This is a genomic window from Futiania mangrovi, assembly GCF_024158125.1.
GTDB classification, from domain to species: domain Bacteria; phylum Pseudomonadota; class Alphaproteobacteria; order Futianiales; family Futianiaceae; genus Futiania; species Futiania mangrovi.
In genome coordinates this window covers 549,814-565,131 of the sequence record NZ_JAMZFT010000002.1, presented here as the reverse complement: position 1 = coordinate 565,131, position 15,318 = coordinate 549,814, and the positions used below count along the sequence as shown (strand labels likewise).

General features: G+C 69.3%; 14 protein-coding genes. 4 read left to right on the top strand and 10 right to left on the bottom strand.

Translation table 11 applies throughout. The annotated features are described in order from the left end of the window. Window positions 1-5 precede the first annotated feature (5 nt). The 4 genes from NJQ99_RS09580 to NJQ99_RS09565 all read right to left on the bottom strand — a co-directional run bounded on the left by NJQ99_RS09580 (window position 6) and on the right by NJQ99_RS09565 (window position 3,296). Entirely contained in the window at window positions 6-731 is a 726-nt protein-coding gene (locus tag NJQ99_RS09580; RefSeq protein ID WP_269332605.1) for a CoA-transferase, read from the bottom strand. Next, the gene (locus NJQ99_RS09575) at window positions 728-1,561 is read right to left on the bottom strand and encodes a CoA transferase subunit A (RefSeq protein WP_269332604.1); all 834 of its coding nucleotides are present in this window, start codon (window positions 1,559-1,561) and stop codon (window positions 728-730) included. The genes NJQ99_RS09580 and NJQ99_RS09575 overlap by 4 nt, the downstream gene beginning before the upstream one ends. Further along, complete coding sequence (locus NJQ99_RS09570; RefSeq protein ID WP_269332603.1) at window positions 1,558-1,938, bottom strand: cupin domain-containing protein; 381 nt, start codon at window positions 1,936-1,938, stop codon at window positions 1,558-1,560. The genes NJQ99_RS09575 and NJQ99_RS09570 overlap by 4 nt, the downstream gene beginning before the upstream one ends. A gap of 125 nt (window positions 1,939-2,063) precedes the next feature. Then, on the bottom strand, window positions 2,064-3,296 hold the full coding sequence (locus NJQ99_RS09565; protein ID WP_269332602.1) for an MFS transporter: 1,233 nt from the start codon (window positions 3,294-3,296) through the stop codon (window positions 2,064-2,066). Between the two features lie 53 nt (window positions 3,297-3,349). On the opposite strand from NJQ99_RS09565, the gene NJQ99_RS09560 reads away from it, so the two are divergent. Next, window positions 3,350-4,663 (top strand): acyclic terpene utilization AtuA family protein, encoded by a 1,314-nt coding sequence (locus tag NJQ99_RS09560; RefSeq protein ID WP_269332601.1) that lies wholly within the window; start codon window positions 3,350-3,352, stop codon window positions 4,661-4,663. Beyond that, window positions 4,660-4,980 (top strand): AtuA-related protein, encoded by a 321-nt coding sequence (locus NJQ99_RS09555; RefSeq protein WP_269332600.1) that lies wholly within the window; start codon window positions 4,660-4,662, stop codon window positions 4,978-4,980. Before NJQ99_RS09560 ends, NJQ99_RS09555 begins: the two co-directional genes overlap by 4 nt. 91 nt (window positions 4,981-5,071) lie before the next feature. Here the strand turns inward: NJQ99_RS09555 and NJQ99_RS09550 are convergent, their stop codons facing one another. The 4 genes from NJQ99_RS09550 to NJQ99_RS09535 all read right to left on the bottom strand — a co-directional run bounded on the left by NJQ99_RS09550 (window position 5,072) and on the right by NJQ99_RS09535 (window position 9,440). After that, window positions 5,072-6,379, bottom strand: a complete 1,308-nt coding sequence (locus NJQ99_RS09550; RefSeq protein ID WP_269332599.1) for a TRAP transporter large permease — start codon at window positions 6,377-6,379, stop codon at window positions 5,072-5,074. A 2-nt stretch (window positions 6,380-6,381) separates the two neighbouring features. Then, the gene (locus NJQ99_RS09545) at window positions 6,382-7,026 is read right to left on the bottom strand and encodes a TRAP transporter small permease subunit (RefSeq protein ID WP_269332598.1); all 645 of its coding nucleotides are present in this window, start codon (window positions 7,024-7,026) and stop codon (window positions 6,382-6,384) included. An 81-nt stretch (window positions 7,027-7,107) separates the two neighbouring features. Further along, window positions 7,108-8,148, bottom strand: coding sequence for a C4-dicarboxylate TRAP transporter substrate-binding protein (locus NJQ99_RS09540; protein ID WP_269332597.1), 1,041 nt, complete (start codon window positions 8,146-8,148; stop codon window positions 7,108-7,110). A 131-nt stretch (window positions 8,149-8,279) separates the two neighbouring features. Continuing rightward, the gene (locus tag NJQ99_RS09535) at window positions 8,280-9,440 is read right to left on the bottom strand and encodes an acyl-CoA dehydrogenase family protein (protein ID WP_269332596.1); all 1,161 of its coding nucleotides are present in this window, start codon (window positions 9,438-9,440) and stop codon (window positions 8,280-8,282) included. 274 nt (window positions 9,441-9,714) lie between these two features. Here NJQ99_RS09535 and NJQ99_RS09530 point away from each other — a divergent pair, with 274 nt between their 5' ends. Beyond that, on the top strand, window positions 9,715-10,929 hold the full coding sequence (locus tag NJQ99_RS09530) for a CaiB/BaiF CoA transferase family protein (RefSeq protein ID WP_269332595.1): 1,215 nt from the start codon (window positions 9,715-9,717) through the stop codon (window positions 10,927-10,929). Between the two features lie 25 nt (window positions 10,930-10,954). On the opposite strand, the gene NJQ99_RS09525 is transcribed toward NJQ99_RS09530, so the two are convergent. After that, window positions 10,955-11,737 (bottom strand): SDR family oxidoreductase, encoded by a 783-nt coding sequence (locus NJQ99_RS09525; RefSeq protein ID WP_269332594.1) that lies wholly within the window; start codon window positions 11,735-11,737, stop codon window positions 10,955-10,957. A gap of 197 nt (window positions 11,738-11,934) precedes the next feature. Here NJQ99_RS09525 and NJQ99_RS09520 point away from each other — a divergent pair, with 197 nt between their 5' ends. Continuing rightward, window positions 11,935-13,158 (top strand): CaiB/BaiF CoA transferase family protein, encoded by a 1,224-nt coding sequence (locus NJQ99_RS09520; RefSeq protein ID WP_269332593.1) that lies wholly within the window; start codon window positions 11,935-11,937, stop codon window positions 13,156-13,158. On the opposite strand, the gene NJQ99_RS09515 is transcribed toward NJQ99_RS09520, so the two are convergent. Then, the gene (locus tag NJQ99_RS09515) at window positions 13,155-15,293 is read right to left on the bottom strand and encodes a N,N-dimethylformamidase beta subunit family domain-containing protein (protein WP_331283307.1); all 2,139 of its coding nucleotides are present in this window, start codon (window positions 15,291-15,293) and stop codon (window positions 13,155-13,157) included. The genes NJQ99_RS09520 and NJQ99_RS09515 overlap by 4 nt on opposite strands. Window positions 15,294-15,318 lie beyond the last annotated feature (25 nt).

Genomic DNA, 15,318 nt, shown 5'->3' with positions numbered 1-15,318 from the left:
GGGGCTCAGGCCGCGGCCTTGCCCCAGGTGCGCTCGACGAACGCGGGGTAGGTCTCGGACACGGCCTCGGCCACGGGCCCACGCAGGATCGCCAGCGTTTCCGCGTTGGGCGCCGGCGTCTCCGGCACATGGTCCGGCACGTCGAACTCGAAGCCCGTCTCGGCGATCACTTCCTCGACCGTGTGGCCGGGGTTCACGCTGCGCAAGACGAACCGCGCCCGCTCCCGGTCGAAGTCGAAGACGCACAGGCCCGTGACCAGCGCATGCGGACCGCCGGGCCGGTAGACGCCGGGCGCGCTCGTCCCCGGCGCGCTGACGAAGTCGACCTTCGGCACGAACACGCGCGGCGAATGCTCCTCGCGGAACAGGATCACGCGCGGCACGAGGAAATAGAGGTAGGCCGACCCGAAGGAGCCCGGAAACCGCACCTTGGAGCGCGGATAGCCGCCGACGCCCACCAGGTTGATGTTCGCCTGCCCGTCGATCTGCCCGCCCGACAGGAAGAAGGCGTCGATGCGCCCTTGCGCGGCGCAGTCGAACAGTTCCTTGCCGCCGTCGGTGAAGACGTTCTGCGTGCGGCTCGACAGCAGCGAGACCTGCATCCGCCCGCCGGAGCGGTGGCGCGCCAGCAGCGCCGCGCTCGCCGGAATGGGCGAGTTCGCGCCGACCGCCACATGGCGCAGGCCGTGGAGCATGCCGGCGATGGCCTCGATCAGGATTTCCGCGCTCATGCCGCTTCCGCCTCCGTCTCCAGCGCCTTCAGCCACGCGTCGAAGCCTTCCTGCGTCTGCGCCGCCTCCACATAAGCCGCGATGGCCGCGCGGTCGGCGGGATATTCTCCGGCGAGGCCTACGGGCCAGGCGCCATTGCGCGCTTCTGCGATGGCGTCGATGTAGAGCGCGGGGATCGTGCCCGCCGCGAGCACCGGGTCGGCGAGGAAGTCCGTATCCTCAACCGTCTCCACCGTGACCAGAGCGGAGCGCGAGGCGTGCGCCATCAGCATCAGTTCGCGCCGCACGCCGACCCAGACATTGCCGCAGCGGTCCGCGCGAGGCGCATGGAACAGCGTCACGTCGGGCCGGATCGCCGGGAACAGCAGGATCGGGTCGCCGCGCTCCGCGCCCTCGGCCGAGAACGGGTTGTCGATGATTTTCCAGTCGGGCCGGTTGGCCGCGAGGTCGCTGCCGATCACCCCCCTGAGCGGCATGAAGGGGATGCCCTTCTCGGCTGCCTGCAGGCCCGCGTGAATGACCGGGCAGGTCGCGTCCTTCGTGGCGATGGTCCCGGCCTTCAGCGCGGCGGCAAAGCGCGGCGGCAGGCCGAACTCGCCCAGCGTCAGGGCCGCAGCCTCCATCGTCCCCACGCAGCCCGCGCCGATCAGCCAGTCGGCCTGCAGCCCGCCCGAGGGCACGCCGACGAGGTGCAGACCGCGCGCAGCCCTTGCGATCACGCGGCGGACCGCGGCCATGGCGCAGCCGGAATAGTCCGGCGGGATCGCGACCAGCGCGCCGTCCGGCACGCGGGCGGCCAGCTCGTCGAGCGAGGTGAGCATGTCGGTCATCCTGCGTCTCCTTCGAGGGCCACGTCCGCGCGCGGCGGTAGCGGCGGGCTGTAGAGCACGATGATCTCCAGCGCCGTATCGCCCTTGGCGTGAACGGTGTGCATCAACTTCGGCGGGATGCGGATCACGGTGCCGGGCCCGCACTCGCGCGCGGGCTCCTCGCCAAGCGTCACGTCGCAGAGGCCGGAAATGACGTAGATCACCTGGTGCTCGCGGTCGTGCGCATGGGTGTCGGCGATGCCCCCCGGCTCGATTCGGCCGAGGATCATCTCGAAACTGCCGCAGAAATCCTTCTCGACCAGGCGGACGTTGCGCGTGCCGCTGTGGCCGGGCGGCGCATAGGCCGGCAGGGCCGACAGATGCTCGATGAGCGCCATGGGCGTTTGTGCTCCCTCGGAAAGGCGTTTTCGTTGTTGGCCCAAACCATAGCGCCGGCCGCGCGCGCGCCCAAGTGCCGATGCGGGAAACCTGATCCGCGTGGCCGGACCTCGTCCACTCCCGCTCAGGTGCGCGACAGGGCCCGGATCATCCAGAACTGCGCGAGGCCCGCGGCGGCCGCCATGAACGACATGCCGAAGGACGCAAAATAGGCCCCGGTCATCTGCTGCAGTACGCCGGAGATCAGCGAGCCCGTGGCCGCACCCACGCCCATGCCCATGGTGATCGAGCCATAGATCCCCCCCATGCCGCCGCCGGGGAACAGGCGCGCGGCCAGCGTCGAGACGATCGGCCCCCGGCAGCCCTGGCTGATTCCGAAGAACAGCACGAAGCCGTAGACCAGCCAGATCGTCGGCCAGATCGCCACCAGCAGCAGGCTGACGATGCCGATCAGCGTGAAGATGTAGGAGACGGATGCCGTGTTCCTGCGCCCGAAGCGGTCCGAAAGCCCGCCGATGCTGACCATGCCGATGACCGAGAGCATGCCGGTGAAGCCCATGGCGCTCGCGGCGGTCAGCGGCTCGAACCCGCTCTCGATGAGGTAGGCGACGGCCTGCGGCGTGATGCTGTAGACCGCGAAGGAGGTGAAGAAATAGACGAAGAACAGGCCCCAGAACGCGCTCGTGCGCGCCGCCCGGGCGATCGTCCAGGTGAGCACGCCCCCGACCGCGGTGTCGCGCGCCGCGCGCCATTCCTCCGACCCCCGCGTGTAGCGGCCGAGCGGCGCGGCCATCACCGGCACCAGCAGGCAGAGCACGCCCGTGCCGAGGATCTGGTACACGTCGCGCCAGTGGTATTGCTCGAGCAGATACTGCGCCAGCGGGATGATCAGCAGCATCCCCGCCCCCACCGCGGCGTAGGCGAAGCCGATCACCGTGCCGAGACGGCGCGTGAACCAGCGGCTGAGCAGCGCCGAGGCGGGTACCATGCCGATCATCGCAGCCGCAACGCCGACCATGCCGCCGATGAAGACATAATACTGCCAGAGCGCGGTGACCCCGCTCGCCGCCCAGAACGCGCCGCCCATGACAAGCAGCCCGGCGCCATAGGTCGCGCGCGCCCCAAGCCGGTCGAACACGATACCCGCGAGCGGCGCCGACAGCCCGTGCACGAGCATGTAGACGGCATAGACGCCGGTCATGCCCGCGCGCGTCGCACCGAGGCCGTCCTGCACCGGCAGCAGGAAAACGCTGAACGTGTCGCTCATGCCCCGGCTCATCATGTTCATGACGAAGCACATGGCGACGACCACGCCCAGGAAGGCGGGGGAGACCCGGGGAACGGGCTTCACCTCCATGCGCACCCCCTGTACGGTCTCGGGCAAACCGAAGAACGACGCGAGGGATGGACATGGTGCGCATCGGCAGCGGCGCCGGTTTCGCCGCCGACCGGATCGACCCGGCGGTCCGGCTGATCGAGCAGGGCCGGCTCGACTGGATCGGCTTCGAATGCCTGGCGGAGCGGACGCTCGCCCAGGCCCAGACCGTGCGCGCCGCAGACCCGGCGAAGGGCTACAACCGTTTCCTCGAGGCGCGGATGCGCGCCTGCCTGCCCCCCGCGATGGCCAATGGCACGCGCATCATCTCGAACATGGGCGCGGCCAACCCGCGCGCCGCGGCCGAGGCCGCAGCACGGATCGGCGCCGGCGCGGGCGCCGCCGTGGCCTATGTGACGGGCGATGACGTGATGCATCTGATCGGGCCGGATACGCTGCTCCAGGATATCGGGATGACCGTGCGCGAGTTCGGCCGGCCGCTCGTCTCTGCGAATGCATATCTTGGCGTGGAACAGATCCTTCCTGCCATAGAGTCGGACGCAACCGTGATCCTCACTGGACGCACGGCAGACCCCTCGCTGTTCCTCGGCCCGCTGGTGCACGCCTATGGCTGGGCGCTCGACGACTGGGCACACCTCGGCGCGGGCACGCTGGTCGGGCACCTCCTGGAATGTGCGGGCCAGGTGACCGGCGGCTATTTCGCCGATCCGGGCCACAAGGACGTGCCCGGCCTCGCCGACCTGGGCTTCCCGCTGTGCGAGGTTGCCGCCGACGGCAGCGCCACGGTGACCAAGCTGCCGACCGACGGCGGGTGCGTGACGGCGCAGACGGTGAAGGAGCAGACGCTCTACGAGGTGCACGACCCCGCCCGCTACCTGACGCCGGACGTGACCGCCAACTTCTCCCGCGTGCGCGTGCGCGAGGAGGGGCGCGACCGCGTCGCCATCGCGGGCGCCACGGGCGGCCCGCGCCCGGATACGCTCAAGGTCACGGTCGCCTTCGACGGCGGCATGGAGGCGGAGGCCGGCATCTCCTACGCCGGGCCGGGCGCTGCGGACCGGGCGCGGCTTGCCGCCGACGTGCTGCGCCAGCGGCTGAAGGACATCGCGGCCCTGCGTATCGATCTGATTGGCGTCAGTTCGCTGCACGGGACGCTCGCCGCGCCCAGCAACCTCGAACGCTCGGAGGATGTGCGCGTGCGCGTCGCGGCCCGCACCGACGACCCCGACACCGCCGACCGCGTGCTGTGGGAGGTTGAGGCGCTCTACACTTGCGGGCCGGCGGGCGGAGGCGGCGTGCGCGGCCAGGTGCGCCGCACCTTCGTCACCCACGACGCCTATGTGCCGCGCGACGCCATCCGCGCCGAGACGGGAGTGATCCGGCCATGAGGAAGACCCTGCGCGACATCGCCCATGCACGCGCCGGCGACAAGGGCGACACCTCCAGCATCGCCGTCTTCGCCAAGCGGCCCGAGGACTGGCCCGTGCTGCGCGAGCAGGTGACGGCGGAGGCGGTCGCCCGCGCGCTTGCAGGTCTCGTCCGGGGCGAGGTGACCCGCTATGAGGTCGAGAGCCTGCACGCCCTCAACTTCGTGATGACCAGCGCGCTGGAGGGCGGCGTCAATTCCTCCCTCAACCTCGACAGCCACGGCAAGAGCTGGAGCTACCTCGTCCTCGCCATGCCGGTCGAGGTGCCGACCGCCTGAACCGGCCCGGCCCGGTTCCCGGAAAGGGAAAGGGGAGGCGCGGCTGCCCGCGCCTCCCCGTTCCGTGTCCGCTTGGTGGAGCCCCTCGGGATCAGCCCAGCACTTGCTGCGGCAGCCAGGTGATGATCCAGGGGAAGGCCAGGAAGAGGCCGACCGTGATGAAGTCGGCCACCACGAACGGCCCCACGCCGCGGAATACCTGCGTCAGCGGGATGTCGGGGCGCACCGCGTTCACCACGAAGCAGTTGAGCCCGATCGGCGGCGTGACGAGGCACACCTCCGCCATCTTCACCACCACGATGCCGAACCAGATCGGATCGTAGCCGAGCGCGATCACCGCCGGGTACACCACGGGCAGCGTCAGCAGCATCATGCCGATCGCGTCCATGAACATGCCGAGGATAGCATAGCCCAGCAGGATGAAGATCATGATCACGACCGGCGGGTAGTCGAGGCTGGTGATCCACTCCGTGAACTCCGCCGGAACGCCCGTGAAGCCCAGGAAGCGGACGAAGATCAGCACGCCCCAGATGAGCGTGAAGATCATGACCGTCAGCTTCGCGGTCTCCAGCAGCGCGTCCTTGAGGTTGTCCCACCTCATGCCCTTGGCGAGCGCCAGCACGAACACGACGAAGGCGCCCAGCGCGCCCGCCTCGGTCGGCGTGGCCCAGCCGTAGTAGACGGCGGAGAAGATGATCACGATGACGGCGAGCACCGGGAAGGTGCCGGGTACGGACTTCACCCGCTCGCCCCAGGTATAGCCGCGGATCGGGCGCCCGATGGTCGGGTCGATGATCGACCAGACCACGATGATGCCGGCATAGACCAGCGCCGACACGATGCCCGGGATGAAGCCCGCGAGCAGAAGCTGGCCCACGGACTCCTCCACGATGATCGCGTAGATCACGAGGATGGCGCTCGGCGGGATCAGCGTGGCGAGCGTGCCGCCGGCGGCGACGACGCCGGCGGCGAGCTTCGGATGATAGCCGGACTTCAGCATCTCCGGGATGGCGACGCGGGAGAACACCGCCGCCGTGGCGGTCGACGCCCCCGACACCGCCGCGAAGCCCGCGGTCGCGAAGACCGAGGCGACCGCCAGGCCGCCCGGCATCCAGCCGAACCATTTGCGCGCGGCATCGAACACCGCGTCCGTGATGCCGGCGTGGAAGGCCAGGTAGCCGATGAGGATGAACATCGGCAGCACCGAGAGCGTGTAGCTCGCGGACTTGGAATGCGGGATCGTGCCGACGATGCCCGCGCCCGCGTCCCAGCCGATCATCCCGATCAGGCCGATCAGGCCCACGATCGCGGCGGCGATGTAGATCCGCACGCCGATCACCACCAGCACCAGAAGGCCTACGAAGCCCAGGATGCCGAGCGTTTCGTTGCTGAGCTCCATCGTCAGCGTCCCCCCTCACGCGCGTCGGCGCCCAGCGCCTCGGCGGCCTCAGCCTTTGCCTGTTCCGCGACATTGCCGACAACGGGCACCCCGATCGGCGTACGCTCCGGGTCCGCGAACAGGCGGGCGTAGCCGTAGGCCATGACCAGAAGGCGGATCCACAGGAGCGAGAATGCGATCGGCACGACCAGCTTCGACGGCCACATCGGGTATTCCGCGTCGATGGTGGAATCGCCGAACTCGTAGGCGCGCACGGTGTGCGTCCAGCCGTAATAGATCAGGATCGCCACGACGAAGAGGGCGACGATCACGCTGGCGAACTCCGCCGCCCACTGCACCCGGCCCTTCAGCTTGCCGACGAGCAGTTCCATGCGCACGTGCCCGCCCAGCCGCTCGGTGTAGGAGATGGCGAGGAAGGCGAAGGTGGTCATGGCCAGTTCGACCATGTCGATATAGCCGAAGATCGGCGCGTCGAAGAGCTTGCGCCCGAAGACCTGGACGACGCCGATCATCATCAGGCCGAAGATGAAGAGTGACGAGAGCAGCGTGAAGGCGCGCTCGATCTGCCAGACGACATAGTCCAGCCACCCGATGAACCCTTCGCGGGCGCTCTGCCGGGTGGGCCTGTTCCCTAGTGCATGTGCCATTATTTGGCCCCTCGTTGGAAAGAAGGGCCGCGCCGAAACTGGCCCGGCGCGGCCCTGGAGCTTTCGCCTGTCAGGCCCGGATCAGCTGCCCTTCTGGGCCTTTTCGATCTCGGCCAGAAGGTCGTTCAGCAGCCCGCGGGCGTCGAACTTTTCCTGGTTTTCCGCGACCCACTGGTCCCACACCGGCGTACCGGCGACCTTCTGGAACTCGGCCAGCTGTTCCGGCGTGTACAGGATCTCCTGCAGCTTCGCCTTGAAGTCCGGCAGGTTCTTCTTGTCGATGTCGATATAGGCCTGGACCTGGACGTCATAGGCCTCGTCCAGCACGTCCTCGAGGAGCGCCTTGTACTGCTCCGGAAGCTTGCCGTAGGAGGTCTTGCTGAAGACAGTGCCGCACTCCGACGTGCCCGGCGACATGTTGTTCGTGAACCAGTCGGCCACTTCCGGGATCTTGTAGGCGGCATGGGCGTAGGTGTAGGGGAACGAGGCCGCGTCGACCGTGCCCCGCTCCATCGAGGTGTAGACCTCCGTCGCCGGAACCGTGGTGCGGGTCGCGCCCAGCACTTCCATGGCGAGACCGAGGCCACCGCCCGCACGCACCCGCTTGCCGTTCCAGTCCGAGAGCTTGAGCGGCGGCTCGCCGCGGCCCAGGAACTCGTACTGCGGCAGCAGCGCCGACATGTACGGCATGGCGTTCCAGCCATCCATGTCCGCGATGAAGGCCGGATGCTTGTACATCGCGCGCGTCACCTTCTCGCGCACGTCCCAGTCGCCGATTGGCAGGAACGGCATGGTGAAGATCATCCACGCGGGGTTCTTGCCCGGATGGTAGAAGTTGCAGAGCTGCGCGGCGTCGAACGCGCCGAGCTTGATGCCGTCCAGGTTCTCCCGGGCCTTGGACAGCGCCTCGCCATAGAAGATCTCGATGGTGAAGTTGCCGCCGGTGCGCTCCTTGACCACCTCGGCGATATGCTCGATCCCCTTGGTGAATGCCCGGGGGTTGCCCCAGGTGGAAAGCTTCCAGCTCACCTTCGGTCCCTCGACCGTCTGGGCGCCTGCCGGCAGGGCGAACGCTGCCGCTGCGGCAACCGCCGCCGCGAGCGCAAGTACCTTAGTCTTCATGTGCTCAACCTCCCTTGTCTTAAGCACTGATTTTCTTGAATTTCGTTGACGTGCCGATGAGCCTCAAACGCTAGCACGAAGCCCGCACCCCAACAAGCGCGCGAGAGCACGGCCCCGCGCGGAGTCCCGCGTCACCGGCGCTGGTCGAACCGCTTGCCGGCCAGTGCCGCGGCGATGTTGACCTTCTGGATGTCGATGGCGCCGCCGGCGATGCCCCAGCCCCAGGCGTCCCGGAACCGCTGCTCGGCCGGGTATTCCTTGGAGTAGCCGTAGCCGCCCATCAGCTGCATCGCCTTGCCGGTCACATCGCGCACCATCTCGTTGGAGAAGCACTTGGCGATGGAACTGTTGGCGATGGAGGGGAAGCCGTGCTCGGCCTGCGTCACGGCGCGCCAGATCAGCAGGCGCGCGGCGTCGACCTGCATCGCCATCTCGGCGATCTTCATCTGGACCGCCTGGAACTCGATCAGCGGCTTGCCGAACTGGGTGCGCTCCTTGACGTAGGCGAGCGCCTCGTCGAGCGCGGCCTGCGCGATGCCGAGGCACATGGTCGAGTTGCCGCAGCGTTCCAGGTCGAAGGCCTGCATCAGCTTCGGGAACCCGCCTTCCGGCACGACCACGTGGTCGAGCGGCACCTCCACCTTGTCGAAGAACATGTCGGCCGAATAAATGCCGCGGAAGCCCATCAGCTGCTCGCGCTTGCCGAAGGTCAGGCCCTGCGCGTCGCCCGGCACGTAGACCGCGCCGATCCCCTTGGCCCCCGCGCCGTCGCCCATGCGCGAATAGACGAGGTAGCCGTCCGCCTTGCCCCCGCCGGAGCACCAGCGCTTCGTGCCCGTGACGACGACCTTGTCGCCCTTGATCTCCGCGCGCGTCTTAAGGTCGGTGAGCGCGGTTCCCGCCTCGGGCTCCGACATGGCGACGGCGACGACCGCGTCGCCGGTCGCGACGCGCGGCAGCAGGTCCTTCTTCAGGCTGTCGGTCCCGAACTTCTCGATTGCCTTGATCGGGCCGACGCTCGCCTCGAAGATCGGGAAGGCGACCCCCGGGTGCACCTGCACGAACTGCTCCAGCACCAGCAAAGCGTCGAGGTCGGAGAGGCCGAGCCCGCCATATTCCTTCGGCAGATTGACGCCCAGGAAGCCCATCTCGCCGTACTTGTGCTTCCATTCGCGCGAGAGGGGTTCGCTCGTCGCCTCGATCTCCCTGGCGACCGGCGCCATCTGTTCGCGGGCGAAGGTGCGCGCGGCCTCGCGCAGCTCCTTCTGGTCGGCCGTCAGTTCGAAATCCATGCGATGCATCTCCTTGGCAAGGACGTGTCTTGTCTTGTGATTGCGGCGCACGGACGGGGTCGTTGCCCCGGCGCCGGTAAAGGGTCGGGTTCACACGGCGGAAGGTACGCGGGCGCCCTCCTGCGGCATGGGGCGGAATGCGCGCGCGCTGGCGCATGTGCGCGCGGCGAGCGCCTGCTCCACGGTCAACGAAGTGGTCGTTTCGGTCATCTGTTGCTAAAAGCGCCGTCGCCAGTGAAACGATGTTCCGCAATTTCCTAACGGGTGAATTCAGATGGCACAAGGGCCCTTGGCAGGGATCAGGGTGGTGGACCTCACATCGGTGGTTCTCGGCCCCTACGCGACGCAGACCCTGGGCGACATGGGCGCCGACGTCATCAAGGTCGAGGCTCCCGAAGGCGACGTTCTGCGCGGCATCGCCCCCCTGCGCTCGCCCGGCATGGGCGCGGTGTTCATGAACGCCAACCGCAACAAGCGCTCGGTCGCGCTGGACCTGAAGCAGAAGGCGGCGCGCGCCGCACTGCTGCGCCTCGTCGCGGGCGCGGACGTCTTCGTCCATTCGATGCGGCCCAGGGCCATCGCCCGGCTGGGCCTCGCGTGGGAGGATCTGAAGGCCGTCAACCCGCGCCTCGTTTATTGCTCGGCCTGGGGCTTCGGCCAGGGCGGGCCCTACGAGGACAAACCCGCCTATGACGACGTGATCCAGGCCATGTCGGGCGTGGCCGACCTTGCCGCCCGCCAGCGCGCCGACGGGGAGCCGCGATACGCCCCGACCATCCTCGCCGACAAGACGGCGGGCCTCACCGTCACCTGGGCCATCGCCATGGCGCTCTTCCACCGGGAGCGGACGGGCGAGGGCCAGGAGGTCGAGGTCCCGATGTTCGAGACGCTGACCTCCTTCGTGCTGCTGGAGCACATGGCGGGCGCGGTATTCGACCCGCCGGGAGGGCCGATGGGCTACGACCGCGTGCTCGCGCCCCATCGCCGGCCCTATGCGACCGCCGACGGGCACATCACGGTCATGCCCTACACGACGAAGCAGTGGCAGCGCTTCTTCGTGGCCGCCGGGCGGCCCGAAATGGCAGACGACGTGCGCGTCACCGACGCCGGCGCGCGCAGCCGCGCCATTGCCGAGCTTTACGGCATGATCGCCGACGCGATGCCCGCGCGTCCCACCGCCGAGTGGCTCGCGACCTTCGAGGAGGCGGACATCCCCGCCATGCCGGTCAACCGGCTGGAGGACCTGCCGGAGGACCCGCACCTCAAGGCCACGGGCTTCTTCCAGCGCCTCGACCACCCGACCGAGGGACCGCTCGTCACAACCGCGATCCCGGTGCGCTTCAAGGCATCGCCCGGCGCGATCCGGCGCGGCGCCCCCCGGCTCGGCGCCCACACGCGCGAGGTGCTGGCCGAGGCGGGGCTCAGCTCGGGCGAGATCGACGCCCTGCTCGCCACCGGCGCGGGCCGCCAGGCGGAGGATGCCGCCTGACGGTGTCTTCTGCGGGAGCCAGGCCTCAGACCGCGCGGATATAGCCGCCGTCGACCCGCATCAGCGTGCCGGTGACATAGCTCGCCTGCTCCGAGCACAGGAAGGCCGCGGCGTCACCGAACTCCTTCGGCTGGCCGTAGCGCGCCGCCGGGATGCCGGCCAGCGCCTGCGCCCGCACCTGGTCGACGGTCCGGCCCTCGCGCCTGGCCTTCGCCTCGTCGAGCTGGTCGACCCGGTCGGTCTGGATCCGGCCCGGCAGGATCACGTTGCAGGTGACCCCGTCCGCCGCCACTTCGGCGGCAAGCGTCTTGTTCCACGCCAGGAGACCCGCGCGCAGGCTGTTCGACAGCGCCATGTGCGGCAAGGGCTGCACCGCCGCCGAGGACGCGACCGTCACCAGCCGCCCCCAGCCGCGCGCCCGCATGTCGGGCAGGAAGGCGCCCGCCACGTGTATCAGCGTCTCTACCATGCGCTCGAACCACAGCTTCCAATCCGCGCCGGAGATCTCGATGGCCGGGGCGGGCGGCGGGCCCCCACCGTTGAGCACGAGCACGTCCACGCCCCCCAGCTTCTGCTGCACCACGCGGATCAGGTCGTCGACCTGCGCGCGGTCGTGCAGGTCGCACAGGATGCCGTGCACCTGCGCGCCGGTCTGCGCGGCGATCTCGGAAGCCGCCTTGTCCGCGCCGTCGCGCCCGCAGATCACGACCTCGGCCCCCTCCGCGGCGAGCGAGGTGGCGATCGCCCGTCCCAAACCGCGTGTCGAGGCGAGCACCAGCGCGCGGCGTCCCTTCAGTCCGAAATCCATGGTTCCCTCATCCCTAGCCGGTCTACGGTCCTGTCCGGTGCCGGAAGGTGGACCGATCCAGCGCGCCAGGCAAGCCGCTCAGCCCCCCGGCAAGCCTGCCATGCCGCCGCCCGCGATGGACAAGGCCGCGCGCTTGCCCCAGAAGGCGCGGTGAACCACATGCGCGAGAAGGCGCTATACGCAAGGGGTGAGTGAGGATGCCTGGACCGCTCGGTCACATCAGGGTGCTGGATCTGTCGCGGGTGCTGGCGGGGCCGTGGGCCACGCAGTTCCTGGCCGACATGGGCGCGGACGTCGTCAAGGTGGAGCGTCCCAAGCAGGGCGACGACACCCGCACCTGGGGGCCGCCCTGGCTCGTCGAGCCGACCGACAAGGACCCGGGCCTCTCGGCCTACACCATCGCCGCGAACCGCGGGAAACGCTCCGTAACCATCGACTTCACGACGCCGGAGGGGCAGGCACTCGTCCGCAAGCTGGCGGAGAAGGCCGACGTGGTGGTCGAGAACTACAAGGTCGGCGGCCTGAAGAAATACGGCCTCGACGCCGACAGCCTGCGCGCCATCAACCCGCGGCTCGTCTATTGCTCGGTCACGGGCTTCGGCCAGACCGGACCCTATGCGAAGCGGGCGGGCTACGACTTCCTGATCCAGGCCATGAGCGGGCTGATGAGCATCACCGGCCAGCCGGACGGCGCGCCGGGCGCCGAGCCCATGAAGATCGGCGTCGCCATGTCGGACCTCACGACCGGGCTCTACGCCACCGCGGCGATCCTGACCGCGCTCGTCAAGCGCGACCACACCGGCGAGGGCGAGACGATCGACGTGGCCCTCCTCGACTGCCAGATCGCGGCGCTCGCCAACCAGGCGTCGAACTATCTCGTCTCCGGCAAGGCGCCGGTGCGCATGGGCAACCGGCATCCGAACGTGGTGCCCTACCAGGTGTTCGCGACCGCCGACGGCCACATCATCCTCGCCGTCGGCAACGACGCGCAGTTCGCCAAGTTCTGCAAGGCGGCGGGCCTCGACGCGGTGGGGGCCGACCCGCGCTTCACCCGCAACGTGGACCGGGTCATCAACCGCGACGCGCTGACCGACCTGCTGGGCGGGGCCATCGCCGGGCGAACCTCGGCCGACTGGATTGCGCTGCTGGAGCAGCACGGCGTGCCCTGCGGCCCGATCAACGACATCGAGGCGGTGTTCGCCGACCCGCACGTCAAGGCGCGCGGGCTGCAGCGCGACTATCCGGACGACCGCGCGGGCACCATCCCGCAGGTCGGCAACCCGGTGAAGTTCGCCAGCACCGACACGACCGCGCCGACGCCGCCGCCCTATCTCGGCCAGCACGCCCGCGAGGTGCTGACCGGCGAGCTTGGCCTCACTGACGCGGAGATTGCGGACCTCAAGGCGAAGGGTGTGCTCTAGTCCCTCAGGAACCGCCGCATCACGTTCTCGAGGACGCGGCTCACATTGTTCTCGAACCCGTTGTGCGGAAGGCTGCCGCAGAAGGTGATGGAGCCGGTGGCGAACACCTCGCCGCCGCCCGGCGCCCTGAAATAGGCCATGTCGGCGCGGATCAGCTTCTGCCAGGGCTCGCCGGGCCAGGTGGTGATGTGGGTCAGCTGCTCCTCGGGCACCAGCACGAAGGTGGACCCGTGCGCCTCGGAGCTGGCGACCACCTCGATGTCCTCGGGCGAGCCTAGGCGGACGTCCGCGCGGTCCAGCTCGAACCCCGCCGCACCCCCGGCGCTCAGCCCGAAATTGCCGATGATCTCGTCGTCGACGCCCTCGAAGATCCAGGCGGCCGACGGCGGCGCGTCCGGCCCGATCCGGCGGCGGTAGTAGGACGCCTCGAACTGGCCCTGCGCGGAGAAGCCGATCCCCGCCAGCATCTGCGGCGGCCGCCCGCTGCGCCGCCACAGGCCGCCATAGGCCCCGTCGAAGGCGTTGTAGTATTCGCCGGGCTCCGCCGCCCAGGCGCGGATGCCGCCCTCGCCGCGCCGGATCTCCAGGATGTCCGGGTTCTCCGGGTGCACGGCGATGCGCCAGTAGAAGCCGTTGCCGCCGAGATAGATCAGCCGCCCGCCCGTGTCGCGGTAGGTCTGCAGCGCGTCCAGCGTCTCGCGCGTGTGATATTCGGGGTGGGTGCCCGTCACGACGGCCTTGTAGCCCGCGATGGCCGCCCCGCCCTCCTCGTGCAACTCCCGGTCGGTGACGATGTCGTAATCGATGCCCTTGGCGTGAAGCCAGGCGATCAGATGCGTGTCCGCCGGGAAGTGCCTGAGGCCCGACCCCTCGCCATAGCCGAAGGTCAGATAGCCGGGCTTCAGGTTCATCAGCGGCCGCAGGTGGCTGCCGTGGCAGATGCCCGACCGGTCGGAGTGGTAGTTGTAGGTCGACAGCCCGTACTCCGGATGCTCCGCCGGGTTCCAGGGATAGGCATTCCACGCCTCGAACCGCGCCTTCCATGCCGGCACGAAGTCGGGCCGCGCATGGTTGCCGTAGATCGCGTAGGTGAAGGTGGAAACCAGCACGCAGAGCCGCGCGCGACGCTCCCCCCTTGGCGGCGCCACGAAGAACGGGATCGCGTCCTCGTGCGCGCCGCAGGCGATGCGCGCTGCATAGATGCCGGACGGCAGGTCCTCCGGGATGGTGAAGCTGAAATCGGTCTCCCAGCCTGCGTCGTAGAGGTCGTCGTCGTGGAAATGGATCGCGCCGTACTGGCCGGGTGCGTGCCGCCAGCACATCTCCTCGCCGGTCCAGGACGCACCGGTCATCGCGCGCGCCGGGTAATTGAACAATTGCCCGTGAAGGCCCTTCGGCCCCGTGTCGACGATCCGGGTCGAGGACATCTCGCGTGCGAAGTCCCAGCGCAGGGCGAGCGCGGCCTCCGCCCCGTCCGCATCGGCGTGGATCGCCGGGGCCTCGATCTTGCCGTTGAAGACATGGCGCGTGTCGCCCTCCCACGCCTCGGCGGCGACCGTGACCGGCGCAGGGGCCAGGCCCGGCAATGCCTCCATCGGCGCGCTGGCCGCCCGCGGCGCCTCGCCGCCGTGGCCCAGCGGGTCGGCGCCGACGCTCAGGGTCCGTCCGTCGGCGCTGAGGCTCATCCAGGCGCTGTACCAGTGCCGCCCATGCAGCTTTCCGTGCGCCTGCACGACCGTGTCACCCACCCGGGCTTCCAGCAGGCCACCCGGCGCGAGATCCAGCGCGACCGGCCCCCAGGCGAGGACGGTCTGCCGGTCGGACACCTCGTCCGTGCGCGTCGGCCAGATCAGGGCGGAGAGGCGCAGCCCGCGTGCGCCATCGAGGTCGAGCGTCCCGTCGGACCGACCCCAGGAGCCGGGCTTCAAGGGCTGCACACGCGAGGGGTACTCCCCTGCGAAATCCGCCGGCACCTGCTCCTCCAGGATGCCGGGGCCGGCCGGATTGGGGTCGGAGCAGACGATGCGGACGAGGCTTGCCGTGAAGGGCTCGCCCCCCGCGCTCGATACCTTGAAGCCGATGGTGTCGCCCGGCCGGCCCGACAGCCGGTCCGCATAGCCGATCAGCGGTATCATGCGCATCATCCCCCCTCGCTTGCGT

Excerpts from the sequence above, each read along its gene's own strand:
- NJQ99_RS09550 (WP_269332599.1), bottom strand. The coding sequence starts at position 6,379 with ATGGAGCTCAGCAACGAAACGCTCGGCATCCTGGGCTTCGTAGGCCTT.
- NJQ99_RS09535 (WP_269332596.1), bottom strand. The coding sequence starts at position 9,440 with ATGGATTTCGAACTGACGGCCGACCAGAAGGAGCTGCGCGAGGCCGCG.
- NJQ99_RS09515 (WP_331283307.1), bottom strand. The coding sequence starts at position 15,293 with ATGATACCGCTGATCGGCTATGCGGACCGGCTGTCGGGCCGGCCGGGC.
- NJQ99_RS09525 (WP_269332594.1), bottom strand. The coding sequence starts at position 11,737 with ATGGATTTCGGACTGAAGGGACGCCGCGCGCTGGTGCTCGCCTCGACA.
- NJQ99_RS09555 (WP_269332600.1), top strand. The coding sequence starts at position 4,660 with ATGAGGAAGACCCTGCGCGACATCGCCCATGCACGCGCCGGCGACAAG.
- NJQ99_RS09530 (WP_269332595.1), top strand. The coding sequence starts at position 9,715 with ATGGCACAAGGGCCCTTGGCAGGGATCAGGGTGGTGGACCTCACATCG.
- NJQ99_RS09570 (WP_269332603.1), bottom strand. The coding sequence starts at position 1,938 with ATGGCGCTCATCGAGCATCTGTCGGCCCTGCCGGCCTATGCGCCGCCC.
- NJQ99_RS09560 (WP_269332601.1), top strand. The coding sequence starts at position 3,350 with ATGGTGCGCATCGGCAGCGGCGCCGGTTTCGCCGCCGACCGGATCGAC.
- NJQ99_RS09540 (WP_269332597.1), bottom strand. The coding sequence starts at position 8,148 with ATGAAGACTAAGGTACTTGCGCTCGCGGCGGCGGTTGCCGCAGCGGCA.
- NJQ99_RS09545 (WP_269332598.1), bottom strand. The coding sequence starts at position 7,026 with ATGGCACATGCACTAGGGAACAGGCCCACCCGGCAGAGCGCCCGCGAA.
- NJQ99_RS09565 (WP_269332602.1), bottom strand. The coding sequence starts at position 3,296 with ATGGAGGTGAAGCCCGTTCCCCGGGTCTCCCCCGCCTTCCTGGGCGTG.
- NJQ99_RS09575 (WP_269332604.1), bottom strand. The coding sequence starts at position 1,561 with ATGACCGACATGCTCACCTCGCTCGACGAGCTGGCCGCCCGCGTGCCG.
- NJQ99_RS09580 (WP_269332605.1), bottom strand. The coding sequence starts at position 731 with ATGAGCGCGGAAATCCTGATCGAGGCCATCGCCGGCATGCTCCACGGC.
- NJQ99_RS09520 (WP_269332593.1), top strand. The coding sequence starts at position 11,935 with ATGCCTGGACCGCTCGGTCACATCAGGGTGCTGGATCTGTCGCGGGTG.